The 26,357-nt window shown below is 72.9% G+C and carries 24 protein-coding genes; 15 read left to right on the top strand and 9 right to left on the bottom strand.

Annotated features, from left to right (window positions below):
* Window positions 1–64 precede the first annotated feature (64 nt).
* Window positions 65–250, bottom strand: a complete 186-nt coding sequence (locus AB0I79_RS45480; RefSeq protein ID WP_357887195.1) for a hypothetical protein — start codon at window positions 248–250, stop codon at window positions 65–67.
* A gap of 563 nt (window positions 251–813) precedes the next feature.
* On the opposite strand from AB0I79_RS45480, the gene AB0I79_RS45475 reads away from it, so the two are divergent.
* The 4 genes from AB0I79_RS45475 (at window position 814) to AB0I79_RS45460 (ending at window position 3,275) form a co-directional block, all read left to right on the top strand.
* Entirely contained in the window at window positions 814–1,233 is a 420-nt protein-coding gene (locus tag AB0I79_RS45475; RefSeq protein ID WP_357887192.1) for a DoxX family protein, read from the top strand.
* Window positions 1,234–1,524: 291 nt separating this feature from the next.
* Window positions 1,525–1,731, top strand: a complete 207-nt coding sequence (locus tag AB0I79_RS45470; RefSeq protein ID WP_357887189.1) for a cold-shock protein — start codon at window positions 1,525–1,527, stop codon at window positions 1,729–1,731.
* Between the two features lie 419 nt (window positions 1,732–2,150).
* Window positions 2,151–2,519 carry a M15 family metallopeptidase gene (locus AB0I79_RS45465; protein ID WP_357887186.1) on the top strand — a complete coding sequence of 123 codons (369 nt, stop codon included), beginning with the start codon at window positions 2,151–2,153 and terminating at the stop codon, window positions 2,517–2,519.
* Between the two features lie 201 nt (window positions 2,520–2,720).
* On the top strand, window positions 2,721–3,275 hold the full coding sequence (locus AB0I79_RS45460; protein WP_357887183.1) for an isochorismatase family protein: 555 nt from the start codon (window positions 2,721–2,723) through the stop codon (window positions 3,273–3,275).
* A gap of 87 nt (window positions 3,276–3,362) precedes the next feature.
* Here AB0I79_RS45460 and AB0I79_RS45455 read toward each other — a convergent pair whose 3' ends face one another.
* Complete coding sequence (locus AB0I79_RS45455) at window positions 3,363–4,679, bottom strand: vanadium-dependent haloperoxidase (protein WP_357887180.1); 1,317 nt, start codon at window positions 4,677–4,679, stop codon at window positions 3,363–3,365.
* A 325-nt stretch (window positions 4,680–5,004) separates the two neighbouring features.
* Between AB0I79_RS45455 and AB0I79_RS45450 the strand changes: the two genes are divergently transcribed.
* The gene (locus AB0I79_RS45450) at window positions 5,005–5,358 is read left to right on the top strand and encodes an Lsr2 family protein (protein ID WP_357887177.1); all 354 of its coding nucleotides are present in this window, start codon (window positions 5,005–5,007) and stop codon (window positions 5,356–5,358) included.
* Between the two features lie 61 nt (window positions 5,359–5,419).
* Here the strand turns inward: AB0I79_RS45450 and AB0I79_RS45445 are convergent, their stop codons facing one another.
* Both AB0I79_RS45445 and AB0I79_RS45440 read right to left on the bottom strand, forming a co-directional pair.
* Window positions 5,420–5,674 carry a hypothetical protein gene (locus AB0I79_RS45445; RefSeq protein ID WP_357887174.1) on the bottom strand — a complete coding sequence of 85 codons (255 nt, stop codon included), beginning with the start codon at window positions 5,672–5,674 and terminating at the stop codon, window positions 5,420–5,422.
* A complete protein-coding gene (locus tag AB0I79_RS45440; RefSeq protein WP_357887171.1) occupies window positions 5,671–6,516 on the bottom strand; it encodes an aminoglycoside adenylyltransferase domain-containing protein in 846 nt (281 codons plus the stop codon). The genes AB0I79_RS45445 and AB0I79_RS45440 overlap by 4 nt, the downstream gene beginning before the upstream one ends.
* 131 nt (window positions 6,517–6,647) lie before the next feature.
* Between AB0I79_RS45440 and AB0I79_RS45435 the strand changes: the two genes are divergently transcribed.
* A complete protein-coding gene (locus AB0I79_RS45435) occupies window positions 6,648–7,136 on the top strand; it encodes a nuclear transport factor 2 family protein (RefSeq protein ID WP_357887168.1) in 489 nt (162 codons plus the stop codon).
* A 172-nt stretch (window positions 7,137–7,308) separates the two neighbouring features.
* Window positions 7,309–7,911, top strand: coding sequence for a peptide deformylase (locus AB0I79_RS45430; protein WP_357887165.1), 603 nt, complete (start codon window positions 7,309–7,311; stop codon window positions 7,909–7,911).
* A 10-nt stretch (window positions 7,912–7,921) separates the two neighbouring features.
* Here the strand turns inward: AB0I79_RS45430 and AB0I79_RS45425 are convergent, their stop codons facing one another.
* Window positions 7,922–8,590: a response regulator transcription factor gene (locus AB0I79_RS45425; RefSeq protein ID WP_357887162.1), complete on the bottom strand. Its 669-nt coding sequence runs from the start codon at window positions 8,588–8,590 to the stop codon at window positions 7,922–7,924.
* The gene (locus AB0I79_RS45420; protein WP_357887159.1) at window positions 8,554–9,786 is read right to left on the bottom strand and encodes a histidine kinase; all 1,233 of its coding nucleotides are present in this window, start codon (window positions 9,784–9,786) and stop codon (window positions 8,554–8,556) included. The genes AB0I79_RS45425 and AB0I79_RS45420 overlap by 37 nt, the downstream gene beginning before the upstream one ends.
* 179 nt (window positions 9,787–9,965) lie before the next feature.
* On the opposite strand from AB0I79_RS45420, the gene AB0I79_RS45415 reads away from it, so the two are divergent.
* From AB0I79_RS45415 to AB0I79_RS45395, 5 genes are all read left to right on the top strand, one after another.
* Window positions 9,966–10,967: an ATP-binding cassette domain-containing protein gene (locus AB0I79_RS45415; protein ID WP_357887156.1), complete on the top strand. Its 1,002-nt coding sequence runs from the start codon at window positions 9,966–9,968 to the stop codon at window positions 10,965–10,967.
* On the top strand, window positions 10,964–13,414 hold the full coding sequence (locus AB0I79_RS45410) for an alpha/beta fold hydrolase (protein ID WP_357887153.1): 2,451 nt from the start codon (window positions 10,964–10,966) through the stop codon (window positions 13,412–13,414). Before AB0I79_RS45415 ends, AB0I79_RS45410 begins: the two co-directional genes overlap by 4 nt.
* A gap of 245 nt (window positions 13,415–13,659) precedes the next feature.
* Window positions 13,660–16,233, top strand: coding sequence for a DUF4132 domain-containing protein (locus AB0I79_RS45405; RefSeq protein WP_357887150.1), 2,574 nt, complete (start codon window positions 13,660–13,662; stop codon window positions 16,231–16,233).
* Window positions 16,234–16,304: 71 nt separating this feature from the next.
* A complete protein-coding gene (locus AB0I79_RS45400; protein WP_357887147.1) occupies window positions 16,305–16,937 on the top strand; it encodes a helix-turn-helix domain-containing protein in 633 nt (210 codons plus the stop codon).
* A gap of 2 nt (window positions 16,938–16,939) precedes the next feature.
* A complete protein-coding gene (locus AB0I79_RS45395) occupies window positions 16,940–17,383 on the top strand; it encodes a thioesterase family protein (RefSeq protein ID WP_357887144.1) in 444 nt (147 codons plus the stop codon).
* Window positions 17,384–17,575: 192 nt separating this feature from the next.
* On the opposite strand, the gene AB0I79_RS45390 is transcribed toward AB0I79_RS45395, so the two are convergent.
* The 3 genes from AB0I79_RS45390 to AB0I79_RS45380 form a co-directional block, all read right to left on the bottom strand.
* Window positions 17,576–18,115 carry a hypothetical protein gene (locus tag AB0I79_RS45390; protein WP_357887141.1) on the bottom strand — a complete coding sequence of 180 codons (540 nt, stop codon included), beginning with the start codon at window positions 18,113–18,115 and terminating at the stop codon, window positions 17,576–17,578.
* A gap of 70 nt (window positions 18,116–18,185) precedes the next feature.
* On the bottom strand, window positions 18,186–18,911 hold the full coding sequence (locus tag AB0I79_RS45385; RefSeq protein WP_357887138.1) for a LuxR C-terminal-related transcriptional regulator: 726 nt from the start codon (window positions 18,909–18,911) through the stop codon (window positions 18,186–18,188).
* A 33-nt stretch (window positions 18,912–18,944) separates the two neighbouring features.
* Window positions 18,945–21,914, bottom strand: a complete 2,970-nt coding sequence (locus AB0I79_RS45380) for a methyltransferase (protein WP_357887135.1) — start codon at window positions 21,912–21,914, stop codon at window positions 18,945–18,947.
* 98 nt (window positions 21,915–22,012) lie between these two features.
* Here AB0I79_RS45380 and AB0I79_RS45375 point away from each other — a divergent pair, with 98 nt between their 5' ends.
* The 3 genes from AB0I79_RS45375 to AB0I79_RS45365 are packed head-to-tail and all read left to right on the top strand — an operon-like array spanning window position 22,013 to window position 26,321.
* Entirely contained in the window at window positions 22,013–22,636 is a 624-nt protein-coding gene (locus tag AB0I79_RS45375; RefSeq protein ID WP_357887132.1) for a helix-turn-helix domain-containing protein, read from the top strand.
* A complete protein-coding gene (locus AB0I79_RS45370) occupies window positions 22,636–24,372 on the top strand; it encodes an ABC transporter ATP-binding protein (protein WP_357887129.1) in 1,737 nt (578 codons plus the stop codon). Before AB0I79_RS45375 ends, AB0I79_RS45370 begins: the two co-directional genes overlap by 1 nt.
* Window positions 24,369–26,321, top strand: a complete 1,953-nt coding sequence (locus AB0I79_RS45365; protein ID WP_357887126.1) for an ABC transporter ATP-binding protein — start codon at window positions 24,369–24,371, stop codon at window positions 26,319–26,321. Before AB0I79_RS45370 ends, AB0I79_RS45365 begins: the two co-directional genes overlap by 4 nt.
* Window positions 26,322–26,357: the final 36 nt, after the last annotated feature.

Below are 26,357 nucleotides of genomic sequence, written 5' to 3'. Positions count from 1 at the left end.
CGTGGAGCGAGCGGGGAAGGAGCGCGGTCACTCGCCGGCTGACCTTGTGGCGCGCGCCGCACCGCTACTCATCCCGAGCCCCATCGACCCCGTCCTGATAGGCGCGGGCGAGCAGTGAGCCGTCCGGGTCCGAGTCGCGGTAGCTCTCGAACAACCGGTGCACAAGGAGGAACTCGGCGCGCAGTCCGGTCCCGTACGTCGCCGCCACCACCCGCGCCGCGCGCTTCTCACTGATCGGCCACAACCGCATCCCACGCCTCCCACTCCGGAAAGGGTGATGCAGTTTCTACCGCAGAACCGGCATCAGCAGTAGCGACGAACTTGTCATCGAAGAAAGAGAAGAAGGAGACACCTGGCGCGGGAATGGTCGATCGAGCGCAACTATCTGGACGACCAGCCCGCTGAGTTTTGTGGTGAGAGCTCTTCTGCCGGGGCTCCACGGCTGTTTCCGGCCTTCGGCGACTCCTCCCGAAACCCGGAACGCCGGTGGCGGCGATCATACGAAGGCGCGCGGATGCTTCCCAACCTCGACGGCGAGGCAGGTGCCGGCGCCTTGCCGACTTCTCCACCGTGATCCGGTTGACGCCGGTACCGCGCCCGCTGCTCGGGCGGATCTCGTCCACGGGGTGAAAATTTCATGGTCAAGAAAGTTTTAGGAAGCGGGCGTCCGACCATGTAGGGCACGTCCGACGCGTTTATGAGCGGTGTTTCGCGGATGGCTCATGTTTGACACCGGACGCCCCATCTCTCGAAGCTTGTGGGAGCGCTCCCAAACGTTGCTCCCGGATTCGCCTCGATGGAAAGGACGTCGTCGTGGATACGCTGCTCAAACAGCAGGGGCTTTTCCTCGCCTGCTACCGTTTCGTGACCGGATTATTGTTCGCCTGTCACGGCGCGGCGACCCTTTTCAACGTATTGGGCGGCCCCCAGGGCCCGGCGCCGAGCTTCGGGCAGTGGCCCGGGTGGTGGGCCGCGGTCATCGAGCTGGTCGCCGGTACCCTCGTCGTCCTCGGGGTGGCCACCCGCGCCGCCGCCGTCATCTGCTCGGGCACCATGGCCTACGCCTACTTCGTCGTTCACCAGCCCCAAGCGCTGTTCCCGATCGAGAACGGCGGCGAGAAGGCCGCCCTCTTCTGCTGGGGCTTCCTGCTCATCGCCGTCTTCGGCCCCGGCCGCTGGGCCCTGTCCACGCGGCTGACGCCCGCACGGGCCCTCGCACACGAGAAAGCCTGACAACAGCGGGGCTCGTGCTCGTGCGGAACCCCCCGGCGGGTGGCCTCGAAGGCGCCCGCCGGCGGCCGAATCTCGCCCTGTGCGAGGGGTGGTCCAGTGCTCGGGAAACCTGTGCTAGACTGATGAGTGTTGCAGTTGTTGTACCCATAAAAGACTTCGTACGCACCTGGCAGAAGTGTTTCCAGGTGCGTTTTGTGTTTCCGGTCATCTCCGGATGGGCTTTCATCACGGCGACACCGCGATCCGCACGGTGCGGATCGCGTCACTCCGTATCTCTTTAAGGAGATCGCCATGGCATCCGGAACCGTCAAGTGGTTCAACTCGGAAAAGGGCTTCGGCTTCATCGAGCAGGACGGCGGCGGCGCCGACGTCTTCGCGCACTACTCCAACATCGTCGCCAACGGCGGCTACCGTGAGCTGCACGAGGGCCAGAAGGTGTCCTTCGACATCGTCCAGGGCCAGAAGGGCCCGCAGGCCGAGAACATCGTGGCCGCCTGACCTGACGCGGCCTCAGTTCGGGCCCGCACCCGCTACCGGGTGCGGGCCCGAACCATGTCCAGCCCTGTGCGGGCCGGGTGGACCTCCACCCGGCCCGCACGGCGCGCCGGGCGGCTGCCAGCGCGGCCTCGTGGCTGTGCCACTCGCTCAGCCGGTTGGCGTTGAAGACGTGCGAGAAGGACAGCGCCGCGGCCAGGTCGCAGGCGGCGACGTCCAGGTTCAGCGCCGCGGCGCGGGACACGGCCACGATGAGACAGGGCGCCTCGGCGTCCTTCACCGGCACGTCGAGCGGGGCGACGATCCACGGCGCGAAGTCGGGCACCCTCAGGAGACCGAGGCGGCCAAAGGCCGTCCTGCCCTGCTCGTCCAGCAGCCGGTAGCTCAGGCTGACACTGGCCCGGACCTCCACGTCCCCGGCGGTGAGCTCGTCCAGCCTGCGGCGCTCGTCGGTGAGCCTGGCGGCCATGGTGGCCAGGGGCCAGTGCCGCCGCGTGGCCAGCCGCGCGCCCACGGTCCGCACCGCGAGGGGCAGCAGGCCGCACAGCCGGACGATCACCCCCGTGAACGCCGGACCGGAGGAGAGCGGTGGCGCCTGCTGCACGCACCATCCGGCGCTCCCCTCCCGGCCGCGAGCCAACAGGCGCCTGCTCGCTCAGGCCATGAGCGCGGCAGGTTTCACCAACTACCCGACCGAGTGGTGGCACTGGTCTTACGGCGACAGGTACTGGGCGCTCACGACGGGTGCCCCAGCGGCCGTCTACGGGCCGCTCGACTGTAACGGATCGTAGGAGCCGGTACGCCGGGGCCCCCGTCGTGCACCCACGCCCGCAGCCGGTGGGTGTGCGGTACGCCACGCTACGACCTTCCGGTATGTCGCAGGTATGTCGAGCGGGTTCTTCCTCCACCTGGGCGAGCCGGAGCCGTCAACTTCCGTACGCGGAGCCGTAGTTGTACGGTCATGCACGACAAACACCGTCCAAGGGGGCAACATGACCACACTGGAGAACCGGCCGAAGACCGCGCTCCTCGTCATCGACGTGCAGAACGGCGTCGTGGCGGCGGCCCACGAGCGCGACGCGGTGGTGGCCAACGTGGCGAGCCTGGTCGGCAGGGCGCGGGTCGAGCAGGTCCCCGTCGTCTGGGTGCAGCACAACGACGAGGAGCTCCCGAGGCAGAGCGAGGAGTGGCGGATCGTGCCCGAGCTGAGCAGGGGCGACGACGAGCCGCTGGTCGAGAAGAGCTACCCCGACGCCTTCGAGGACACCACGCTGGAGAGCGTGCTGGAGGGGCTCGGGGCCGGGCGGCTGGTGGTCGCCGGCGCGCAGACCGACGTCTGCATCCGCTCGACGCTGCACGGCGCGCTCGTCAGGGGATACGACGCGATCCTCGTCAGCGACGCTCACACGACCGAGGACATGTCGAAGTGGGGCGCGCCCACGCCCGACAAGGTGATCGCGCACACCAACCTCTACTGGAGGTACCAGACGGCGCCGGGGCGCACGGGCGGGACGGTCGAGACGAAGGACGTCGACTTCGCCGGATGACCGGGCGCGGGCGCGGCGGCATCAGGGTCTCGGCCGGAAGGCGGCCTGCGGTGCCGCGCACCGGTGCCGGTGCGCGGCGCGGCGGCGTCAGGGCCTCGGCCGGAACTCGTGGGCGACCACGTAGGCCGTGACGTTCTTCCCGATCCTCGCCCCCGCCACGTCCGCCGACCGCGTGTGGACGCCGCCCCACACCCGGGCCTCGATCACCTCGGCCAGCGCCTGCGAGAAGCTCCGGAAGTGCCGCGTGGTCCCCGAGTCGGCGCTGTAGCCGCTGAACGGCAGGTCGTCGCGCCCGAAGAAGTGGGTCAGCGCCGACATGCTCGCCGCCGTGTAGCAGGTGTGCCCGGAGGTGTAGTCCGGGTGCGGCGGCGTGCCGAGCAGCGGCGTCCACCCGGGATCGGGGGACGTCACCGGGTTGCCGTCGTCGCCGGCCAGCCGGATCGCGGTGACGGGCCGCCAGGAGTTCCACGCCGCCTTCTCGTTGAAGCACGCGATGGTGGCGTCGGCCTCGGCCAGGTTCGTCATCGCGAACATGCGCGCCGTCCGCAGCGTGTCCAGCCGCTGGGACGTCGCGAGCTGCCGCTTGATCTCCCATTCGGTCAGCCGCCGGTCGTGCCACCAGACGGCGGCCTGCGTCTGGTCGGCCGTGCGGACGGTGCTGGTGGCCGAGCCGATCGACTTGACCTCGTTCAGGTCGCGGGCGTAGCGGCGGCCGGTGAGCGCGGGCGGGCCCGAGGTGCGGAACATGGACGCGCTGGGGATGACGAACGGTTTGACGTGCCCGAACCAGGCGCCGTCCGAGGCGAAGGCGGGAGGCGCGGGCCGCCACTGGCCCGGCCGGGTGCCCACGGGCCAGGTCTGATCGCCGAACGCCCCGTCGTCCTTCCGCGTGGCGATCATCGCGGTGGCCGTGCGGGTGCCGATGGCCACGCCCTGCTGCTTGGCGCTGCCGTCGGGGATCTCCGCCAGGGCCTCGTCGTACTGGGCCCGCAGCCGGTCGTGCTGGGCGGGGAAGAGGGCGTCCAGCACGAGGTGACTCGCGGTGGCGACGGCCGCGCTCGTCGACTCGCGCCCGGTGGCGCGCGGCGCGACCAGGTAAGGCTGGTACGGGCTGCCCGCGATCGCGTTCACCGCGTCGTAGACGGCCCCGTGCACCATCGCGAAGCTGCGCGCGGTGACCTGCGGCGGCTGGCCGGCGACCTCGTAGATGGCCGTCTGGGCGTTCCTGTCCCAGACGACGACCGGGTCGGGAGCCGGGGACGCGCCGTCGGACGCGTGCGCGGCAGGCGAGCCGGCCCAGCCGGCGGCAGGCACGGCAGCCAGGACGGCGGTGAGGACGGCGGCGGCAACGGATGAGCGAGCGGTCTTGCGCGGCAGGGCACTTGCGCCCCATGACCTGTGCATGGCTGCAAATTACTTCGCCTGCCGCATTCATCACAGCGGGCGAGCGGTCGAAAAGTCCAAAACGACATACCCGAAAAGCGGTGCAGGGAGGCCTGCCGGGGTGCGGGCAGCCGGGTTCCAATGAAACGACCGGCTGCTCAAAGCGGCACGGTTGAAGACTGAATCTTCCGGTACGGAGATTTATTTAGGTAGAATGACCAAGGCGAACTCATGCTGGTCCGCCCGTCCGCGCACAGAAAATTTCCGGTAAATCTCGATACGGCTTGACGGCATCGCGCAGAGCGCTACAGTACCGCACAACCTGGGGCTGAATTGGAGTGCCAGCATGGCCAAGAGGTTGATTGAAACGATCACGGACGACTTCGACGGCTCCCCCATGGAGGACGAGAACCCCGTCTCCTTCAGCATCAAGGGTGACCGGTTCGTCATGGATCTGAAGCCCGAGAACGAGGACAGGCTACGCGCGGCCCTGGCGCCCTTCATCGCCAAGGCGCGCCGCGACGAGACGACCCACACGTCGCGGCCTCGCGTCCGCCGCACCACCGGCGGCGCGACGCGGGCCATGAGCAAGGAGAAGAGCCAGGAGATCCGGCAGTGGGCGAAGGCGCACGGCCTGCCGGTCAGCGAGCGCGGCCGCATCGCCTCTTCTGTGATCCAGAAGTACGAGGCCGCGCACTAGATTGGCCCGGGAAAGGCCCCTTCAATAGGGGGCCTTTCCTCATGCCCGCGCCAGGGGGACTTTAGGGGGCCGCATACGCCGGGATAAAGCGCGAAGCCGCCGGGCAGGCCATTTCAAAGGAGCCCTTCAGCCGTTCCTCGCCCTGGCCCGCGACATTGACGACATGCGCGGACACGCCGCTCGAACCCCCGGAGCGGAGCGCAGCCGCCGCCCGCTCCTGAACCGGGCTCTCCGCCGCCGCGGCCGGCTGCGGGATCGACCTGCTCAAACCGAACGCGGCCAGGAGCCGTGAGCCGGGCCCGGCGAAGACGATCACACTCTGGATCCCGCGCTCGCGATCACCTCGCGCATGAACTCGCCTACCAGCCGGGGCAGCGCGCGCCGATCGGCCAGGGACGCGTCGCCGCCGGCGGGCGCCGGCAGCCCGAGCCGCCGGGCCAGCGCGAGACGGATCAGCGGGTGCCAGCGCGCCTCGAAGGTGTCCAGCGCGTACTCCGCCGCGGCCTCCTTCGAGATCACCTCCCCCGTCACGATCGTGTGGTGCAGCCGGGGAGGCGACAGCACCGTGGCCAGCGCCACCCGATGGGCAGGCTGCAGCGGCTTGCGCGGGGGCCTGCTCGACAGCGCCCTGTCGGCCCAGGTGGTGAAGTGGCCGTGCAGCTGCCGCAGATTCCACTCGCGAAGCTTGCCCGGCTCGGGGTCGAGGCCCAGCTCGCCCGGGGCGGGGCCACGTACCGTGACGCCCTTCTCCAGGAGCACCTTCCACACCACCGGGTTCGCCTCGAACCCTCGCCCCCGCTTGAAGGACGACCCGCTGTGCGAGGCGACGGGGCGGATGCGCGTGACCGGCTCGCCCAGGTCGCCCGCCGCGACGAAGACGCCGTTCAGCGTGCCCGGGATGGCCGGGCGGGCCCGGACGAGCGCCTGCCAGGCCGCCGGCACGTTGCCGGCCTTGTGCAGCAGGGACAGCCAGCGCAGGTCGCGCTCGCCGAGGTCACCGTCCAGCGCGGCGACGAAGTCGATGTCGCTGCGGCCCGCCTGCCAGGCGCCCAGCGCGACCGAGCCGACGACGTAGAACCCGCGGACCCGCCCCGGAACCAGCCGGTCGGCCACGGACAGGTAGCGGGAGACCGCACGTTCCACCTCGTTCGGCAGCATGGGCAAAGGCTTGCACAACCGGCGCCACGCCGTCAGCCGATCGCGCGCCGGCCGGCGGCCACCTCACATTCCGCGGCGTCGCGGCGTCGTACTGCTGAGAAGGACACACCATCCAGCGAGCAGGAAAACCGATGAACGATTTTCAGGCCATCGCCGACCGCGTCGAGATCGAGGCGCTGCGCGGCGAGTTCACCGACGCGGCGATGATGCGTGACTACGACCGCCTGGCGTCACTGTTCACGCCGGACGGCGTGCTGCGGATGCCCAACATCCCGGCCGAGCTCGCCGGCCCCGAGGAGATCCGCACGTGGGGGCGGCGGGTGCCGGGCTTCGTGGAGTTCCTGGTGCAGACGACGCATCCGGGCGTGATCCGGATCGAGGGGGACACCGCGACCGGCCGCGCGTACATGCAGGAGCTCGGGCGGTTGCGTGATGGGCGGGCGGAGTCCAACTTCGCGATCTACCACGACCGGTACCGGCGGACCGGCGACGGGTGGCGGTTCACGGAGCGGGTGTACGAGGTCAGGTACCACGACACCACGCCGCTGACGGGCGCGCCGCCCGAGGCCGCGGCGACGCCTCCGGAGAACGAGGCTCCGGCGGAGCTGCCAAGCCGCTGAGCCGGCCCCTTCAGCGGGGGCGAAGGGGCCGGGGGGTGGTGCGCCGCGGCGCACCCATGCTCTACCGTCTGCTCAGCGACCATGAACGGCCACCGCACGGAAGGACCCCTCGCATGGAACACGATTACACCTCCGGCGGCGGGCGGCGCCCGGGTGCGGCGGGAGGCGTGCGATGAGCGGCGGTGCGAAGCTGGTCGAGCAGGTGCAGGCCCTGCTGGCGGCGCCCAGGCCCTGGTCCGTCACGCAGGTCGGCGACCCGGTGCTGCGCCGCCGGGCCGAGCCGTACGACGGCCAGCTCCCCGACACCCTGCTGCGCGAGTTGCTCGACGCGATGTTCCGGCACCTGCCGGGCGTGGGCGTGGGGCTGGCCGCTCCGCAGGTCGGCATCCCCCTGGCGCTGGCGGTCATCGAGGATCCCGCCGAGGTGCCGGCGGGGGTCGCCGCCGAGCGGGAGCGCGCGCCGCAGCCGCCGCTGGAGCTCGTCAACCCCGTCGTGACCCCTCTCGGGTCCCGCTACCACGCCTTCTACGAGGGTTGCCTGAGCGTCGAGGGACTGACCGCCGTCGTCCCGCGGCATGCACTGGTCCGGCTGTCGGCCGCCGACGGCAGCGGGCGCCCGTACGAGATGGAGCTGTCCGGCTGGCCGGCGCGCATCGCCCAGCACGAGACCGACCACCTGAACGGCGTCCTGTACCTCGACCGGGCCGAGCCGCGCTCGTTGTCGACCGTCGCCAACTACGAGCGTTTCCAGGCCCCGCGCGCCGACGCCGGGTGAACGGCACCCGCTACGTGCGACGGCTCGCGGACGGGGTGGACTGCAGGTAGGCCAGGACCGCCATGACGCGCCGGTGGTGGTCGTCGGACGGGGGCAGGCCGAGCTTGGTGAAGATGTTGTTCGTGTGCTTGGCGATCGCCTTGTCGGTGACCTGGAAGCGGGCGGCGATGGCCAGGTTGGACAGGCCCTCGGCCATCAGCTCCAGCACCTCGCGCTCGCGCGGGGTGAGCGTGGCCAGCGGCTCGTCCCGGCCCCGGCGGGTCAGGAGCTGGGTGACGACCTCCGGGTCCATCGCGGTGCCGCCGGCGGCGACCTGGCGGACGGCGTCCACGAACCGGTCGACGTCCCCGATCCGGTCCTTCAGCAGGTAGCCGACGCCGCCGGAGCGGTCGGACAGCAGCTCCCTGGCGTAGAGCTGCTCCACGTACTGCGACAGGATCAGCACGGGCAGCCCCGGGACGCGGCGGCGGGCCTCCAGCGCGGTGCGCAGCCCCTCGTCGGTGAAGCCGGGCGGCAGCCGCACGTCGATCACGGCCACGTCCGGGCGGTGCTCGACCAGGGCCCGCAGCAGCATGGGGGCGTTGTCGACGGCCTGCACCACCTCGAAGCCGTTCGCCGACAGCAGGCGGACCAGGCCGTCCCTCAGGAGTGCGAGGTCTTCGGCGATGACAACGCGCACGGAAGCTCCATGATCAGTTCGGTGGGGCCGCCGGGTGGGCTGCTCACGGTGAGCGAGCCGTCGAAGGCGGACAGGCGGTTCTCGATGCCGAGCAGGCCGGTGCCGGCGTCGCGGCGGGCGCCGCCGTGGCCGTCGTCGCCCACGGTCAGGCGGAGCACACCGGCGTTGTGCCGCAGGCGTACCCAGGCGTGGGAGGCGCCGCTGTGCTTGGTCACGTTCGTCAGGGCCTCGGCGGCGGCGAAGTACACGGCGGACTCGACGGGCGGCTGCAGCCGGTCGCGCAGGTCGAGGTCGAGCGTGACCGGCACGGGGCAGAGCAGCGCGGACGCCTCGATGGCGCCCGCCAGGCCGCGATCGGCCAGCACCGGGGGATGGATGCCGCGTACCAGGTCGCGCAGGTCCGTCAGGGCCTCGCCGGCGACCTGCCGCGCCTCGTCGATCACCCGCCGCAGCTCGTCGGGGTCGCGGCAGCCGCGCGCCAGGCCCAGGTGCATGCGGATGGCGATCAGCTTGGCCTGGGCGCCGTCGTGCAGGTCCCGCTCGATGCGGCGCAGCTCGGCGGCGCGCGCGTCCACCACCGCGGCCCGCGACTCGGTCAGCTCCCGGATGCGGGCGTCCGGGGTCTGCGGCGGGTCGAGCAGGAGCCGGGCCAGCCGGGCCTGGCCGGTGCGGAACAGGGACACGGACATGAGGATGACCACGGCGATGGCCGCGATGGACAGGCTCAGCGCGAACGTGTTCAGCGAGCTCTGCTCCAGCGGGTGCAGCCTGAAGAAGACGTAGTCCAGGGCGGTGAGCATCGCCCACGTCGCCGCCAGGGGAGCGGGGCCCGCCACGCCGTGCACGGCCAGCCAGAGCAGGGTGCGGCGGGTGGTGGGAGCCGGTGGTGACGGCTCGCGCGGGGGCCGGTCCGCCCGGCGGCGGTGGGACGTGGCCAGGCGGCGGGCCAGGGCGAGCGTACGGGAGAGCGGCACGGCACCGGCCACCGGCGCCAGGGCGGCGCTCAACCCCAGCAGCACCAGCAACGCGAGCGCGACCAGCCCGGTGACGGCGTTCAGCACCAGCTCCGCCAGGCCGGCGACGGCTCCGGCCACCCGCCCGGCCAGGCCCCTCACCAGCCTGCGTGCATGAGTCGACGGCGCCTTGGCAGTACTCGGCGTCGTGTCGCCGCCGGTCGCGGGTCGTGTCCGGATCACCCATGCAGTCTGCCCTGCCCGCGAGCGGAAGGCGGTGGGGCTGGCCCCACCCCAGAGGTGGCGATTTTCCACCCGGGCCGGTAGGCGGACGCCCATGGAGGCAGGGCTTCCCGGCCGCCACTCTGGTCACGCCGCCCGCCCGACACCGGGCGGGCCGACGCGGACGACGAGGGAGAGACGTGATCGAAGTGAGGGGCCTGACCATGCGGTACGGCGGCACGGTCGCCGTGGACGACCTGACCTTCACCGTGAAACCGGGCTTGGTGACCGGTTTCCTGGGCCCGAACGGGGCGGGCAAGTCCACGACCATGCGGGCCGTGCTCGGGCTGGAGATCCCCGACGCCGGCGAGACGCTGGTGGACGGCCGCCCGTACGCGTCGCTGCGCCGCCCCATGCTCACGATGGGCGCGCTGCTCGACGCCGGGGCGGTGCACGGCGGCCGGACCGCCCGCGCCCACCTCGGCTGCCTGGCGCGCAGCAACGGCATCGGCCCCCGCCGGGTCGCCGCCGTGCTCGGCCAGGCCGGGCTGGCGGAGGTCGCGGACAGGCGCATCGGCGGGTTCTCCCTGGGGATGAAGCAGCGGCTGGGCATCGCGGCGGCGCTGCTCGGGGATCCGGCGGTGCTGATGTTCGACGAGCCGCTGAACGGGCTGGACCCGGAGGGCATCCGCTGGATCCGCGACCTGCTGCGCTCACTCGCGGCCGAGGGCCGCACCGTCCTGCTGTCCAGCCACCTGATGAACGAGCTGGCGCTGACCGCCGACCACGTCGTCGTCATCGGCCGCGGCCGGCTGATCGCCGACACGACCACGGACGCGCTCGCCGGCCGCTTCCGCCGCGACGTGCTGGTACGCGCCGCGGACCCGGACCGGCTCGCGCAGCTCCTGCGCGCCCGCGGCGCCACGGTGACCACCGAGGAGCCGGCCCGGCCGGTGACCACCGAGGACCCGGGCCGGCCGGTGACCACGGAGGAGCCGAGGCGGGCGGATGCCGGCGCGGGAGGGGTTCTGCTCGTGCGGGGTGCGGACGCGGCCGCCATCGGTGACCTCGCGCTGCGGGCGGGGATCGCGCTCCGGGAGCTCACGCCGCGCAGCGCCTCCCTGGAGGAGGCGTTCATGGAGCTCACCGAGGACAGCGTCGAGTACGGCGCCCGCCGTCCGGTCACGGAGGCGGCCCGATGATCGACGTGATCGCCTCCGAATGGCACAAGCTCCGCTCGCTCCGCTCGAACGGCTACCTGCTGGCCGCCTCCCTCCTCGCGGTGCTGGTCTGCGCGGGGGTGGCGTACCTGATGATCCGCGGGTACGACGCCCAGACGCCGGCGGAGCGGCTGCGTTTCACCAGCAACGGCGACGGCCTGGGCACCGGGCTGCCGGTCGCGTACTTCGTGTTCGGCACGCTGGGCGCGCTCACCGTCACCTCCGAGTACGCCACCGGCATGATCCGCACGAGCCTGGTGGCGGTGCCGCGGCGGCAGCTCCTCCTGTTCGCCAAGGCGCCGGGGCTGGCCGCCGTCACCCTGGCCGGCGGGCAGGTCCTGGCGTTCGCCATGCACCTGTCCGCGCAGGCCGTCCTCGGCGACCGCGCCGGTCAGATCCTGCTCGACGGCCGGACCCTGGGCACCGGGCTGTCCGAGCCGGGCGTGCTCACCTCGGTCGTCGTCTCCGGGCTGTCCATGACGGCGGCGGCGCTGATCGGGCTGGGCGTGGGAGCGGCCATCCACTCCACCCCAGGCGCCGTGGTCGCGCTCGTCATGATCTTCCTGGTGGTGCCGTTCGCCGTCCGGGTCCTGCCGTCGCCGGTGCGGGCGCAGGCCGGGTCGTACCTGTTCGAGAGCCTGCCGCAGCAGATCGCCGGGGTGGGCGGCGGCGTGCTCGCCCCGCAGGCGGCGGCCGGGCTGCTGGCCGCCCACGTCGCCGCGGCACTGGCGGCGGGGGCGGCGGGGATCGCGTCCAGGGGGCGCAAGGTGCGGGCCCTGGCCGTGGGGGTGGTCGCGACGCTGGTGACGGGGCTGGTGGCGGTGCCCGCCGCCGCCGGCTCGCCGGCGCTGGCCGAGCGGCCCGCGAACGGGCTGATGGCTCCGGGCGACTCGCCAGGACTGGTGGCTCTGCCCACCGTGAGCGGCTCGCCGGGCTCGGAACCGTCCACCGTGAGCGGCTCGTCAGGGTCGGAGCCGTCCACCGTGAGCGGGTCATCGGGGCCGGAGCCGTCCGCCGGGAGCGGGGCAGCGGCGCGTGGCGCGGGTGACGCGCCCGCCTGGCGGCCGTGCGCGGACAAGGACGCGCCCAGGGACATGCGCTGCGCCACCGTACAGGTGCCGGTGGACTGGAAGCGCCCGGAAGGACGGAAGCTCAACATTCCGGTCGGCCTGCTCCCGACCTCAGGCGCGGAACGCCGCATCGGCACACTCTTCTCGATCCCGGGCGGCCCCGGGGCGTCGGGGATCGACGACCTGAAGCAGTTCCACGGGCGGTTCGCGGAGGTGCGCGACCGGTTCGACGTGGTGAGCTTCGCGCCGCGCAACACCGTCAAGCCCGGCGGGGCGCTGCCGTACGAGTGCCTCGCCACCGGACCCTGGATCACCCTGCCGCAGGATCGCGCCCAGTACGCGGCGCTGGAGCGGGTCAACCGCGAGTACGCGCAACGCTGCCGCGCCGCCGACCCCGAGCTCTTCGACCACATGGACTCGGCCTCCGTCGCCCGGGACATCGAGGCCGTCCGCGCCGCGCTGGGCGAGGAGCGGCTGAGCTTCCTGGCCAACTCCTACGGCGGGACGCCCGCGACCGCGTACGCCCGCCTGTTCCCCTCCCGGGTCCGCGCCATGGTCCTGGACGGCACCGTCGCCCACGCCGAGGACGCCGCGGCCGGCGAGCCCCGCCGTTACGCGGTCGCGGAGCAGCAGATGGAGCGGTTCGCCGCCTGGTGCCGGTCGGCCACGGCCTGCGCGCTGCACGGCCGGGACGCAGGGGAGGTGTGGCGCCGGCTGGTGGCCGCCGCGGACCGGTCGCCGGTGCCGGTGAAGAACGATCCGGCCAGGGCCGCGTACAGCGGGTTCGACCTGAAGGTGGCCGCCGCCCCCAGCTTCACCGCGCCGGGCACCGAGCCGGACGTCCCGCGCTGGGTCCAGCTCGCCGACGCGATCGAGCAGGCCGCGGCCGGTGACGCCGCCGGGTTCGCCGACTACGTGCGGCAGGCGTCGGGCAGCCCCAAGGTGCCCTCGCTCGTCGGCCAGAACATGACGCACTGCCTCGACGGCAAGGGGTACGGCGGCTACGAGGTGTACCGGAAGGCACTGCGGAGGGCGCGCGAGCTCTCGCCGAACTTCGCGGGGCAGCGCTCCTGGTGGCCGCTGGCCTGCGCCGGCTGGCCCGCGCCCGTCACGAACCCGCCGGCCCCGCTGCCCGCCGCCGGGCTGCCGCCGTTCCTGGGGGTCGGGAGCTGGATCGACCACACCGAGGTCGAGAGCATCGTCCGTCACCTGCCCGGCTCGGCGACCCTCCGGTACGAGGGGCACGGCCACACCCTCTACCTCCAGGGCCTGAGCGGCTGCGTCACCGCCCACGTCAACCGGTACCTGACGACCCTCAGGCTCCCGCCGCCGGGCACCGCCTGCCGGCCCGCGTCCTGACAGGGCCCGGGTCATGACGGGGGCCCGGGCCATGACGGGGCCAGGGGCATGGCGAGGGCTGGGGCATGGCGGGGCCGGATCACGGCGGGGGCCGGATCATGGCCGGATCACGGGGGGTCGGATCACGGCGGGGGGCCGGATCGGCGGCCCGGGTCATGGCGGACGAGGGGTCGCGCGGAGCGCGAGACCGTGCTCGGCCTGCGGCGGCGTGCTTTTGTCGGTCGGGTGCGGCAACCTGCTGACCCGTGAACGTGATCCACCTGCTCTCCCCGGAAGCCCAGTACCTCCACCGTCACCTGACCGAGCCCGGCCTCGGCTACCCCCACCCGTGGCCCGACGCGTCCCGGCTGACGGCGGCCGATCTGGGCCACCTGCTGCCGCTCGCCTACCGGACCCGGGGCACGGGCCCCGCCTTCTCGATGCGCTGTGTCGTCGAGGACGAGGTCAGGCGGCGGCAGCCGGAGTTCACCCCCGAGTCCTGCCTCGCGCTCTACGAGGCGCTGGCCGACGGGCTGGACAGGCGCCAGTGGGCCGACGTGTGCCTGGCGGCGGGCGCGCTGCTGCGGTGCCCCGGCGGGGCGCCGCGGGCCGGGCTGGCCGGGATCGCGCGGGTGCTGACGGAGTTCATGGTGGCGCACTCGCGGTTCGAGGAGCCGTACGCGCTGCTGGCCGTGGCCGGGGTCGCCGGGATGGACGTGGAAGGGAGACCGATGGACGAGCCGCAGGGGTCGCTGGCGGTGGCCGAGCGTGATGTGGTGCTGGGGCTCGATCCCGCGGGCAGGGCGCTGGTGGCCGAGGTGGGGCCCCGCTCGTACGGGTCGCCGCCCGAGCTGCCCGGCGTCTGGGAGCGGCTGGCGGCGCTGACGCCGTACGCGGACTTCGCCCGTTCCGCGCTGGAGGCGGCCGAGGCGCGGCTGGCCGCGATCCACGCGGGCGAGCTGCCGTACCGTGCAGACAAGGCGTTCAGCGCGGCCGAGGTGCCGGCGCTCGGCCGGGCAGCGAGGCTGGCGCTCCACTGCGACGCGCCGTGGCTGCCCGAGCTGCTCGGCAGCCTGCTGACCCGGGTGGCCGTCGCGCCCACGAAGGCCAAGACGCTGCCGTCGCAGGCGCTGCTGTTCGAGATCGGCAGGGCGGTCGGGCGGTTCCCGACGCCCGAGGCCGTCACGGCGCTGCGCGCGGCCCGCGCGGCGACCCGGCACGCCGGTGTGGTCAAGCAGCTCGACCGCATGATCAAGAAGGCCGAGCCGGGGCTGGCCGATCGGGTCGAGGTGGCCTTCCGCATGCCGGACCTGGGGTTCGGCCCCGGAGGGCGGCTGGAGGTGCCGCTGGGGGAGCACACGGCGGTGGTCTCGCCCGGCGCGGGCGGGGAGTTCGAGCTGGGCTGGTGGCAGGGCGGCAAGGCGCTCAAGAGCGTGCCGGCGGCGGTGCGCAGGGAACATCCCGAGGAGGTCAAGCGGCTGCGCGAGCTGGTCAAGCAGGTGCGGCGGCAGGTGACGACGCTGTGCCGGGCGCTGGAGGCCGGGTTCGCGGGGGAGATGTCGTGGCCGTACGGGACGTGGCGCGAGCGGGTCGCCGGGCACCCGATCGCGGGCACGGTGGCGGCCCGGCTGATCTGGGAGGTGGAGGCCGCTCCCGGCGAGTGGCGGGCCCTGCCGCCCGCGTTCGCGCCGGGACCCGGGCTCGCCGCGGAGGACGGACCGGACGCGGCGGGCGGGCTGGGCGCAGAGGGTGGGCTGGGTGCCGCGAGCCGGTTGGAGGCGGTCGGCGCGGTGGCTGGTGCGGAGGACGGCGCGGCGGGCGGGCTGGGCGCGGAGGGTGGGCTGGGTGCCGCGGGCGGGCCGGAGGCGGCTGGCGCGGTGGTCGGCGCGGTGGACGGCGCGATTGGTGGCGCGATTGGCGGCACGGTGCACGGCGGGGTGGACGGGCGGCGGGTGCGGTTGTGGCATCCGGCGCGGGCGGGCGCCGAGGAGGTGGCCCGGTGGCGGGAGGCCGTGACGGAGGGGCGGGTCAGGCAGCCGTTCAAGCAGGCCTTCCGCGAGGTCTACCCGCTGACGCCGGCCGAGGAGGAGACGGCCGCCTACTCCAACCGGTTCGCCGCGCACGTGGTCGACTACCGGCGGCTGTACGCGATGTTCCGGGCCAGGAACTGGGAGTCCAGGATGCTCGGCCCGTGGGACGGCGGTGACACGGACGCGGCCACCCGGGTGCTGGCGGAGGGCCGCTGGCGGGTGTCGTTCCACCACGACTACCTCTACGACGAGCCTGGCGAGTACGCCACCACCGACCAGGTCCGCTTCCACCGGCGCGGCGACGAGGGCGCCTGGCGGGAGGCGCCGCTGGCCGAGGTGCCGCCGCTGGTGTTCAGCGAGGCCATGCGCGACGTCGACCTGTTCGTGGCGGTGACCTCGATCGCGGCCGACCCCCGCTGGGCCGACCGCGGGCACGACCGCCACCTGACCTACTGGCGCGACACCTCCACCGGCCCGCTGCAGCCCTCGGGCGAGGTCCGCCGCGACGCCCTGGCCCGCATCCTGCCGCGCACGGCCATCGGCGGGCGCTGCACCCTCACGGACCGGTTCCTGGTCGTCCGCGGCGACCTGCGCACCTACAAGATCCACGTGGGCAGCGGCAACATCCTCATGGACCCGGGCGACGTCTACCTGTGCATCGTGCCCGAGCAGCGCCGCGACGAGCGGCTGTTCCTCCCGTTCGAGGAGGACGACCGGCTGGCGCTCATCCTCAGCAAGGCCCTTCTCCTGGCCAGGGACACGGAGATCACGGACGAGAGCATCCTCAGGCAGATCAAGGGCGGGGGGTGACGCGCGCGCCGCCGGCCCGTGGTCAGGCGCCCAACTATACAAACGACCGATCGTTCGTATAGTTTGGCGGCATGACGCAGGACGGCCGGCGGCTGCGCGGGTTGCGCAGCCGGGAGGTGATTCTCGAGCAGGCGGTGGGCCTGGCCTCCGTCGAGGGGCTGGACGGGCTCTCGCTGGGCCGGCTGGCGGCGGCCACCGGCACCAGCAAATCCGGATTTTTCGCTCATTGGCGTGACAAGGAGCAGCTGCAGCTCGACGCCGTCGAATGGGCCGCCCGCCAGTGGAAGGAGCACGTCGTGGCGCCCGCCATGAGCGCTCCGGCCGGGGTGCGGCGGCTGTTCGCGCTGCACGAGGCGCGGCTGCGGTTCTACGGCGACGGCGTGTTGCCGGGCGGATGCTTCTTCTTCACCGTGCAGGCCGAGTTCGACGACCGGCCAGGAGCCGTGCACGACCGCGTCGCGCGCGCCATGGGCGAGTGGCAGGAGTTCATCCAGCGGCTGGTGGCGCAGGCCAAGGAGCTGGGCGAGCTGGTGGAGGGCGCGGACCCGGCGCAGCTCGCGTACGAGATCGACGCGCTCGGGGAAATGGTGATCATCCACTCCCGCCTGCACGACGGGCCCGCCGCCCTCGCCCACGCCCGCCGCGCCGTCCTGCAGCGGCTGCGCGCGCTCTGCCCCGAGCCCGCACTTCTCCCGGAGGATTGATCATGATGATGGCAGACGGCGTGCACGAGCCTGTCCAGGTGCATTTCGACGATCTCGACGCCATGGGCCTGTTGCACAACTCCCGGTACGCGTTGCTGGTCGAGCGGGCCATCGGGGCGTACTGGCAGCGTCTCGGCTGGTCGCCCGATGCGGCGCGATCGGTGTTCAAGGACGTGTTCCTGGCGGTGCGGGAGTTCAAGGTGACCTACCACGCGCCGATCGTGGGCGCGGGCGAGCCCGTGGTGCACTTCTGGATCGAACGGCTGGGCCGCACCAGCGGTGTGTACGGGTTCCGCGTGCTGTCGCCCGACCGGGAGGTGGTGCACGCCGACGGCTATCGGGTGAACGTCAACCTCGACCCGGCCACGCTGCGGCCCACACCGTTCAGCGACGAGCTGCGCACCGCCGCCGAGCCCCTGATGCGCCACGCGGCAGCGGCCTGCTGACGTCCGGATCACGGGCCGAGCGGCCGCCCGGCCGCCCGCCCCCAGCCCGCCCGCCCGGCTGCCTGGCCGCCCAGCCCGGCTGGCCACCTGCCCGGCTGGCCACCTGCCCGGCTGGCCACCTGCCTGGCTGGCCCCTGCCCGGCTGGCCACCGGCGTCCGGCTGTGGGCCGCGGCCGGACGGGTGCCAGGGCTTCAGCGCGTGCCGGCCGCCACGGTACGCCAGCTCACGGTCACGGTGCCCGCCAGCAGCACGATCCCCGACAGCACGCCGCTGAGGAACGGCACCCAGGCCGCCCCGGACGTCGGCGCGAGGACGAGCCCCGCGACGCCGAGCAGCGTGAGAACCGCGCCGGGGACGGCGATGTCCCAACTCTTCCAGATCGGCGCCAGCGCGACGAAGTGCACCCCGACCACCAGCGCGACCCACGCCACGTTGGCCTGCCCGGGAGCTCCCAGCGCGGCGAGCACCCGCAGGCCGCCGAACAGCAGGACCGCCTCGGCGGCCACGACGGCGAGGTACCCCCGGCCGAACATGGCTCCCCGCGGGGCGCCGCCGGTGTCGCGCTGCCCGCGGGCGGCGGTGAACCACAGGGCGAGCACGCCCGCCGCGGCCAGGCCGGCGGCCACCCGGAGGAGGAGCACGGCGGTGCCGCTGAGCGGGTCGTGCGTGTTCACGAAGACGAAGACGGCGCCGAACATCGCGCCGATGAGCAGTCCGGTCATGCGTTGCATGACGATCATTGAACGGCACCCCGGGCCGCGCCCGCACGGGCCCTGGGGCGAGTGCGAGGTCGGCCTGGCCCTACCTGGCCGTGCCCCGCAGGTAGGCCAGCACCGCCAGCACCCGCCGGTTGTCGTCGGCCGTGGCCGGGATCTCCAGCTTGGCGAACAGGCTGGCCACGTGCTTCCCCACGGCCGCCTCCGTGATCGACAGCGCCCGGGCGACGGCGCTGTTGGAGCGCCCTTCGGCGATCAGCGCGAGCACCTCGCGCTCCCTCGCGGTCAGCCGGTGTGTCGGCTCGGTGACGTCCCTGGCCCTGGCCCACGTCCGCTCGAACAGGTCGATCAGGGCGGTGATCAAGCTCTGCTGCCTGATCACCAGCGCGCCGGGAGCGTAGGCGACGGGGGTGGGCCGGAGGAAGGCCACCGTGCGGTCGAAGATGACCAACTGCTGGATCGGCTCGTCGACCACCCGATGCAGATCGCCGGCGGCGTGCAACTGCCTGATCCGCGCCGCGTGGAGCGGTTTGTCCAGCACGCCGGCGTGCACGATCGTCCGCATCCGCATGCCGCGTTCCAGGGCGTCGAGGTTCTCGCGCCGGGTCGTGCGCTCGTCCCGTGCCGTGTCGGGCAGCCCCACCGGCTGCATGGCGCGTAACTCGTCGGCGGAGAGCGCGGCCTCGGAGATCCGCTGCCGGACGAGCGGGCTGTCCTCCAGTCGTTCGACGTCCACGGGGAGTCCCCGCAGATCGTTCACCACCTCTTCGAGCCGCCGGGCGAGCTGGGCCAGCGCCGCGCTCTCTTCCACAGGCCTCCCTCCACGCACGAACCCTGTCCCATGCTAGACAAAGCCGGGCCCTTGATCAGGCGGTGATGCTTCGTGATCTACTTCGTAAAGGGCCGGGCCGTCTGCCGGGTCGAAGCAGAGCACGATCTCACCGAGGGTCGCGCCCTCCCGCATCGACGCCAGGGCATCCCGTACGCGGGCCGCGGGATAGGCGCCGTACGGCAGCGGCAGGCACCAGTCCTGCGCCGCTCCGGCCATGACCTCGGCGAACACGTCCGGATCCGACGGGTCCGCGGCGCCGAGCTCCACGTACCGCCCGTCGGTGGCCAGCGCCCGGTCCCAGCCGGACGGGGCGGGCCCCGCCATCACCTCGGCGCCCCGGCCGTCCGTCAGCTCCAGCACCCGGCGGGGCGCGTCCGGGGCGAGGGCGTCCAGCACCCGCCAGGCGCCGAAGGTGAGCAGGAGGTCGCGCTGGGCCGGGGTCCGGGCGGCGGCGACGACGCGGGCGCCGCAGTGGCGGGCGTGCCGCAGCGCGGCCAGGCCGAAGCCGGTGGCGTCGTCGTGCAGGAGCAGGGTTTCGTCCGGTGACAGCTTGGCCTGGACGGTCAGGGCGAGGTGGGCGTGCAGGTTCGGCAGCGGCGCGGTGGCGGCCTCGGCGTCGGTCGTGCCCGCGGGGGTGGTGGTGAGGAGGCGGGCCGAGGTGAGGACGTGGGAGGCGGGCGCGCCGGGGGCGAGCCCGGCCGCGCGGTCGCCCGGTCTGATGCCGGAAACGCCGTCGCCCACGGCGGTGACCAGGCCGGCGCAGGACCACCATCCGGTCTGCCGGGTGCCCGGCCTCCTTGCCGGGGCTGGGGGCAAGGTGGCGGCGCGTACTTCGACGGTGACCATGCCGGGGCCGGGGGGTGGGGGTGGGGTGGTGCGGATCCATGCGGGTTCTGGGTCGTCGGAATCTTCGAGGTCGAGGACGTAGGGGGTGGGAGGGGTGTGGGGCAGCTCGCGGATGACGAAGCGGCCTCTCGGTGTCAGGACGATCTCGTGCTCGCCCGGGGTGGACAGCAGTTCGCGGGCCAGCCTGCGGGCGTCGGCGGCCAGGGTCTCGCCGGGGTGCAGGGTGATGTGGGGAAGGTGCAGGGCGGGGTGCTCGCGGGCGATGGACCTGGCGGCCTCCCGGATGGCCGCGTCGGCGGGGGCGGGTGGTCGTCCTGGGGTGGAGGGGCGGGTCACGACGTACAGTGATCGCCTGACGGATGCGGGGAGCGCGTCGAAGGCCCGTGCGATGGCTCGCAGCACCCCCGCCCCCGCGCCCGCGCTTGCGTCAGAGCCTGTGCCCGCGTGTGGCGGCTCGTTGTCGGGGTGGGGGGCGCGTTCGGCGGGCACGAACGTGACGGCCACTCTCTCGTCGGCCGGTCGGCCGGACACCAGGTCCCGCCACCGCTCGGGTTCCTGCCCGGCGAGCACCGCAACCGCCCGCCCCACGCCGCCCGCGGCGCCTCCGGTCGCGTAGCCCGCGCCGTCTCCGGTCACGCCGCTCGTGCCGCCTCGCGTTGCCGTGCCCGCGCCGCCCCCGCCGCCTCGCGTCGCCGTGCCCGCGTCGCGTCCGGTCGCGTTGCCTCTGGTGGTGCCGTCTTCGGCGGTGCCGCTTTCGGGGGTGCCGGCTGTGGTGTTTCGAGCGGGTCCGGACGGGGTGGTGTTCCCGTCCGGTGTGGTCAGGAGGCGGGCGACCGCGTCGGCCAGGGGGAGCTCGTTCTCGGATTCCGCGGCGATGATCCAGCGGGTCTTCGTGGCGGCGGGCGGGAGCGGGCGGGGGCGGGTGCGGGCGCGGGGGCGGGCGGCCAGGAGGATGGAGAAGGCGTCCCGGCCGGAGCGGGTGTCGTCGCCGGCCCGGGCGATGTGGGTGAAGCCGCATTCGCGCAGCAGCGGCGGCCACTGCTCGCGGCGCAGCAGCACGGTGCGCGGCCGCAGGGGGTCGTCCTCGGCGGGCCAGGCGTGCTCCAGCGTGCCGAAGGCGCCGAGCAGCGGGCCGGGGTCGTGGGTCTCGATGGCCAGCAGGTGCCCGCCGGGGGCGAGCAGGCTGCGTACGCGGTCCAGCGCGGCGGGCAGGTCCCGGGCGGTGTGCAGGGCGTTGGCCGCGATCACGACGTCGTGGCCGCCGGAGGTGAAGCCCTGGGAGGTGGGGTCGGTGTTGAGGTCGAGCCGGTGGTGGTCGAGGAAGCCGTGGCCGGAGAAGCGGTGCCGGGCGGCGGCGCAGGCGAGCGGGCTGGGGTCGGTGAGGGTGTAGCGGGTGAGGTGGGGCGGCAGGAGCGGGAGCAGGGCGGCGGTGGTTCCGCCGGTGCCCGCGCCCACTTCCAGCACCCGCAACGTGCGCTCGCCCGGCCAGGCGGCGATGATCTGGCCGAGCAGGGCCCGTGCCACCCGGTTGGTGAAGCGGCACACCGGCGCGACGTCGTACAGGTGCCGGAGGAGGCCGTCATCGAGCAGGTCGAGGGGGTTGCGCTCGCCGCGCAGCACGGCGGGGAGGTGGCGTCCCACGCGGGTGCTGAGCGCCACTTCGGCGAGGAAGGCGGGGTGCCGCTGGAGGAGTTCGCGGGTGAGCTCGTCGGGGTCGGCCGGGCTGGTGAGAAGCCACCTGCCCTCCGGCCACGAGCACCCGTCCTCGGGCCACGGGTGTGCCAGGTCGTGTTCGCGCAGCAGGCGGAGGAGGGTCGTGACGAGGCGGCGGTGGCGGGGGAGGAGGCCGGCGGCGATGAGGTCGTCCACGGTGAACGGGGTGGTGGTCGCGGTGGGGAGCACGCGGGCGAGGGCGCCGGCGAAGCGGTGCAGGAGGGCGTGGTTCGCCTCCGGGAGGAAGCGTTCGTAGCGGGTGGCGCGCCAGGCCGTGCGGACCCGCTCGATCTGCTCGCCGGCCCGGGCGAGGATCACGCCGGGCATGGGCAGCACGCACGTCTCGTCCCCGCCCGGCGAGTACGGGGCGGCGCGGCCCCAGGTGATCGTCGGCGGCTGCTCGACCTCGAGTTCGCAACGCATATGACTACTGTGCGTGCCTAAAGGGCCACATTCCCGCCCGCTGTCCTCGCCATAAAACCACTTGAATGAGTGAGTACTCGCTCATTACGCTCCCGGGCATGAACAAGAGGCGGAGGGTGCCGGCGATGGCGCCGGAGGACCGCCGGGCCGCGCTCATCGCCGCCACCATCCCGCTGCTGCGGGAGTACGGCGCCGCGGTGAGCACCCGCCAGATCGCCGAGGCCGCGGGCGTGGCCGAGGGCACCATCTTCGGCGTCTTCCCCGACAAGGCGACGCTGCTGCGGGCGGCGCTGATGAGCGCCTTCGACCCGCGGCATGCCGTGGACGCGCTGCAGGCCATCGGCACGCGGGACGGGCTGCGCGAGCGGCTGCGCGAGGCGGTCGCGACGATCAGGGCGGGGATGAAGGCCAACGCCAACCTCCTGTCCGTGCCCCGTGAGCTGATGGCCGAGGACGCCGGCTTCGGGCAGCGCATGATGGAGGGCCGGCGCCGGATCGAGGCCGCGCTGGCCGCCCTGATGGAGCCCGATCGCGACCGGTTGCGGCGCTCGCCCGAGGCCGCGGCGCAGCTGCTGCTCATGCTGACCGCGGTGTCCGTGCACCGCGGCTTCGACCACGCCGGCGGCTTCGCGGACATGGAGGACGAGGAGATCGTCTCCGTGCTGCTCGACGGGCTGCTCGTCAGGCCCTTACCCGACCCCGACCGAGAGAGCCCCTGCTGATGTTGTTCCGTCTGTTGCGGGCCCAGCTCAGGCCGTACCGGAAAGAGATCGCGCTCGTCGTGCTCTTCCAGTTCGTGCAGACGCTGGCCACGCTCTATCTCCCCACGCTCAACGCCGACATCATCGACGACGGCGTCGTCAAGGGCGACACCGGTTACATCATGCGCGTCGGGCTGGTGATGCTCGGCGTGACGCTCATCCAGATCGTCTGCGCGACCGTGGCGGTCTACTACGGCGCCCGTACCTCGATGGCCCTGGGCAGGGACCTGCGGGCCGCGATCTTCCACCGGGTGCAGGACTTCTCCGCGCAGGAGGTCGGCAGGTTCGGCGCGCCGTCGCTGATCACCCGGACCACGAACGACGTGCAGCAGATCCAGTTGCTGGTGCTGATGGCGTTCACCATGATGGTGGCCGCGCCGATCATGTGCGTCGGCGGCATCGTGCTGGCGCTGCGGCAGGACGTGACGCTGTCGTCGCTGCTGCTCGTCGCGCTGCCGGTGATGATCGTCGTGGTCGCGCTGATCGTGGTGCGGATGCGCCCGCTCTTCCGCACGATGCAGGAGCGCATCGACCGGATCAACCAGGTGCTGCGCGAGCAGATCACCGGCATCCGGGTCATCAGGGCGTTCGTCCGCGACCGGTACGAGCGTGAGCGGTTCGCCGTGGACAACGACCGGCTGACCGAGGTGTCGCTGCAGGTGGGGCGGCTGATGGCGCTGATGTTCCCCATGGTGATGATGGTGGTGAACGTCTCCAGCGTCGCCGTGGTGTGGTTCGGCGGCCACCGCATCGCCGACGGGGCCATGGAGGTGGGCGCGCTCACCGCTGTCATCTCCTACCTCATGCAGATCCTCATGTCGGTGATGATGGCGATGTTCATGTTCATGATGATCCCGCGGGCCGAGGTGTGCGCCGAGCGCATCGAGGAGGTGCTGGCGACCGAGCCGACCGTGCACCCGCCGGCGGTCCCCGTCGTGCCGGAGCGCCAGGACGGCGAGCTGGAACTGCGGTCGGTGGACTTCCGCTACCCGGGCGCGGAGGAGCCGGTGCTCTGCGGCGTGAGCTTCGCGGCGCGGCCCGGCCGTACCACCGCGATCATCGGGAGCACCGGCAGCGGCAAGACCACGCTGCTCAACCTGATCCCGCGGCTGTTCGACGCGACCGCGGGCCAGGTGCTGGTGGACGGCGTGGACGTGCGCGACCTCGACCAGGACGCGCTGTCGCGGGCGGTCGGCCTGGTGCCGCAGTCGCCGTACCTGTTCACCGGCACGGTCGCCTCCAACCTGCGCTACGGCAGGCCGGACGCGACCGACGAGGAGCTGTGGCGGGCGCTGGAGGTGGCGCAGGCGCGCGAGTTCGTGGAGGCGATGCCGGGCGGGCTGGACGAGCCGATCTCCCAGGGCGGCACGAACGTGTCGGGCGGCCAGCGCCAGCGCCTGGCCATCGCGCGGACGCTGGTGCACCGGCCGGAGATCTACCTGTTCGACGACTCGTTCTCGGCGCTCGACTACGCCACCGACGCGCGGCTGCGTGCCGCGCTGGCCGCGGAGATCGCCGAGGCCACGATCGTGATCGTGGCCCAGCGGGTGAGCACGATCCGCGACGCCGACCGCATCATCGTCCTGGAGGACGGGCGCGTGGCCGGCAGCGGCACCCATGCCGAGCTGATGGACGGCTGCCCGACGTACCGGGAGATCGTGCTGTCGCAGCTCACGGAACAGGAGGCGGCAGCGTGACGACACAGGCGCCGGCGCGGCGCCCGCAGCCCGGCTTCGGCCCCGGGCGGATGATGGCGGGCCCGGCCGAGAAGGCGCTCGACTTCGGCGGCACGCTGCGCAAGCTGATGCGGCTGCTGCGTCCCGAGCGGGCGATGCTGGTCGTCGTCCTGGTGGTCGGCGCGGCCGGCGTGGCGCTGACCGTGGCGGGCCCCAAGATCCTCGGCCAGGCCACGGACGTGATCTTCACGGGCATCATCGGGGCGCAGCTGCCCGCCGGGGTCAGCAAGGAGCAGGCCGTGGCGGGGCTGCGGGCCGGCGGGCAGGACACGTTCGCCGACATGGTGGCGTCGATGAGCGTCGTGCCGGGCCGCGGCATCGACTTCACCGCCCTGGCGCACGTGCTGGGCTGGGTGCTGGCGCTGTACCTGGTGGCGGCGCTGCTGGGGATCGTGCAGTTCCGGCTGACGACCGTGGTGGTGCAGCGGGCGGCGGCGCGGCTGCGCGAGCGGATCGAGGGCAAGCTGGCGCGGCTGCCGCTGAGCTACTTCGACGGCCAGCCGCGCGGTGAGATCCTCAGCCGCGCCACGAACGACACCGACAACATCGCGCAGACGTTGCAGCAGACGATGAGCCAGCTCATCTCGTCGGTGCTGACGGTCGTGGGGGTGCTGGTGGTGATGTTCTGGATCTCGCCGGTGCTGGCGCTGATCGCGCTGGTGACGGTGCCGGTGTCGGTGTGGGTGACCGCGGTCGTCGGCAAGCGGGCGCAGCCGCAGTTCATCGAGCAGTGGTCCTCGACGGGCAAGCTCAACGGCCACATCGAGGAGATGTACGGCGGGCACACGCTGGTCAGGGTGTTCGGCAGGCAGAAGGAGGCGGCCGGGACCTTCGAGGAGCACAACGAGGCCCTGTTCGCCTCCGGCTTCCGCGCCCAGTTCATCTCCGGCGTCATCCAGCCGGCCATGATGTTCATCGGCAACCTCAACTACGTGCTGGTCGCCGTGGTGGGCGGCCTCAAGGTGGCCTCGGGCTCGATCTCGCTGGGCGACGTGCAGGCGTTCGTGCAGTACTCGCGGCAGTTCAGCCAGCCGCTGACCCAGCTGGCCGGCATGGCGGGCCTCGTGCAGTCGGGCGCCGCCTCGGCCGAGCGGGTCTTCGAGCTGCTGGAGGCGCCCGAGCAGTCGGCCGAGCCGGCCGAGCCCGCACGGCCGGCGGAGGTCAGGGGGCGGGTGGCGTTCGAGAACGTGTCCTTCAGGTACGCCGAGGACCGGCCGCTGATCGAGAACCTGTCGCTGACCGTGGAACCCGGCCAGACGGTGGCCATCGTGGGCCCCACGGGAGCCGGCAAGACGACGCTGGTCAACCTCATCATGCGGTTCTACGAGGTGACGGGCGGCCGTATCACGCTCGACGGGGTCGACATCGCGCGGATGTCGCGCGAGGAGCTGCGCGCCGACATCGGCATGGTGCTGCAGGACACCTGGCTGTTCGGCGGCACGATCGCGGAGAACATCGGCTACGGCGCGGAAGGTGCCACGCGCGAGCGGATCGAGGCGGCCGCGCGGGCCGCCCACGTGGACCGCATCGCGCACACGCTGCCCGACGGTTACGACACGGTGATCGACGAGGAGGGCGCGGCGGTCAGCGCGGGGGAGAAGCAGCTCATCACGATCGCGCGGGCGTTCCTGTCGGAGCCGGCGATCCTGATCCTGGACGAGGCGACCAGCTCGGTCGACACCCGGACCGAGGTGCTCATCCAGCGGGCGATGAGCTCGCTGCGCGAGGGGCGGACGAGCTTCGTGATCGCCCACCGGCTGTCCACGATCCGCGACGCCGGCCTGATCCTGGTGATGGAGGACGGGCGGATCGTCGAGCAGGGCACGCACGAGTCGCTGCTGGCCGCGGGCGGCGCCTACGCCCGGCTGTACTCGGCCCAGTTCGCCCAGGCGGCCGCGGAAGTCGACTGAGAGGGGGCGGCCGGACACGCGCGGGGGACGCGTTCC

The organism is Nonomuraea sp. NPDC050202 (assembly GCF_040656115.1).
Lineage (GTDB): Bacteria > Actinomycetota > Actinomycetes > Streptosporangiales > Streptosporangiaceae > Nonomuraea.
This window is presented reverse-complemented; position numbering and strand designations above follow the sequence as displayed.

What these genes read in the sequence shown, in the direction of transcription:
- AB0I79_RS45480 (WP_357887195.1), bottom strand. Translation starts at nt 250, where the DNA reads ATGCGGTTGTGGCCGATCAGTGAGAAGCGCGCGGCGCGGGTGGTGGCG.
- AB0I79_RS45470 (WP_357887189.1), top strand. Translation starts at nt 1,525, where the DNA reads ATGGCATCCGGAACCGTCAAGTGGTTCAACTCGGAAAAGGGCTTCGGC.
- AB0I79_RS45460 (WP_357887183.1), top strand. Translation starts at nt 2,721, where the DNA reads ATGACCACACTGGAGAACCGGCCGAAGACCGCGCTCCTCGTCATCGAC.
- AB0I79_RS45455 (WP_357887180.1), bottom strand. Translation starts at nt 4,679, where the DNA reads ATGCACAGGTCATGGGGCGCAAGTGCCCTGCCGCGCAAGACCGCTCGC.
- AB0I79_RS45450 (WP_357887177.1), top strand. Translation starts at nt 5,005, where the DNA reads ATGGCCAAGAGGTTGATTGAAACGATCACGGACGACTTCGACGGCTCC.
- AB0I79_RS45440 (WP_357887171.1), bottom strand. Translation starts at nt 6,516, where the DNA reads ATGCTGCCGAACGAGGTGGAACGTGCGGTCTCCCGCTACCTGTCCGTG.
- AB0I79_RS45435 (WP_357887168.1), top strand. Translation starts at nt 6,648, where the DNA reads ATGAACGATTTTCAGGCCATCGCCGACCGCGTCGAGATCGAGGCGCTG.
- AB0I79_RS45430 (WP_357887165.1), top strand. Translation starts at nt 7,309, where the DNA reads ATGAGCGGCGGTGCGAAGCTGGTCGAGCAGGTGCAGGCCCTGCTGGCG.
- AB0I79_RS45410 (WP_357887153.1), top strand. Translation starts at nt 10,964, where the DNA reads ATGATCGACGTGATCGCCTCCGAATGGCACAAGCTCCGCTCGCTCCGC.
- AB0I79_RS45400 (WP_357887147.1), top strand. Translation starts at nt 16,305, where the DNA reads ATGACGCAGGACGGCCGGCGGCTGCGCGGGTTGCGCAGCCGGGAGGTG.
- AB0I79_RS45395 (WP_357887144.1), top strand. Translation starts at nt 16,940, where the DNA reads ATGATGATGGCAGACGGCGTGCACGAGCCTGTCCAGGTGCATTTCGAC.
- AB0I79_RS45390 (WP_357887141.1), bottom strand. Translation starts at nt 18,115, where the DNA reads ATGCAACGCATGACCGGACTGCTCATCGGCGCGATGTTCGGCGCCGTC.
- AB0I79_RS45380 (WP_357887135.1), bottom strand. Translation starts at nt 21,914, where the DNA reads ATGCGTTGCGAACTCGAGGTCGAGCAGCCGCCGACGATCACCTGGGGC.
- AB0I79_RS45375 (WP_357887132.1), top strand. Translation starts at nt 22,013, where the DNA reads ATGAACAAGAGGCGGAGGGTGCCGGCGATGGCGCCGGAGGACCGCCGG.
- AB0I79_RS45370 (WP_357887129.1), top strand. Translation starts at nt 22,636, where the DNA reads ATGTTGTTCCGTCTGTTGCGGGCCCAGCTCAGGCCGTACCGGAAAGAG.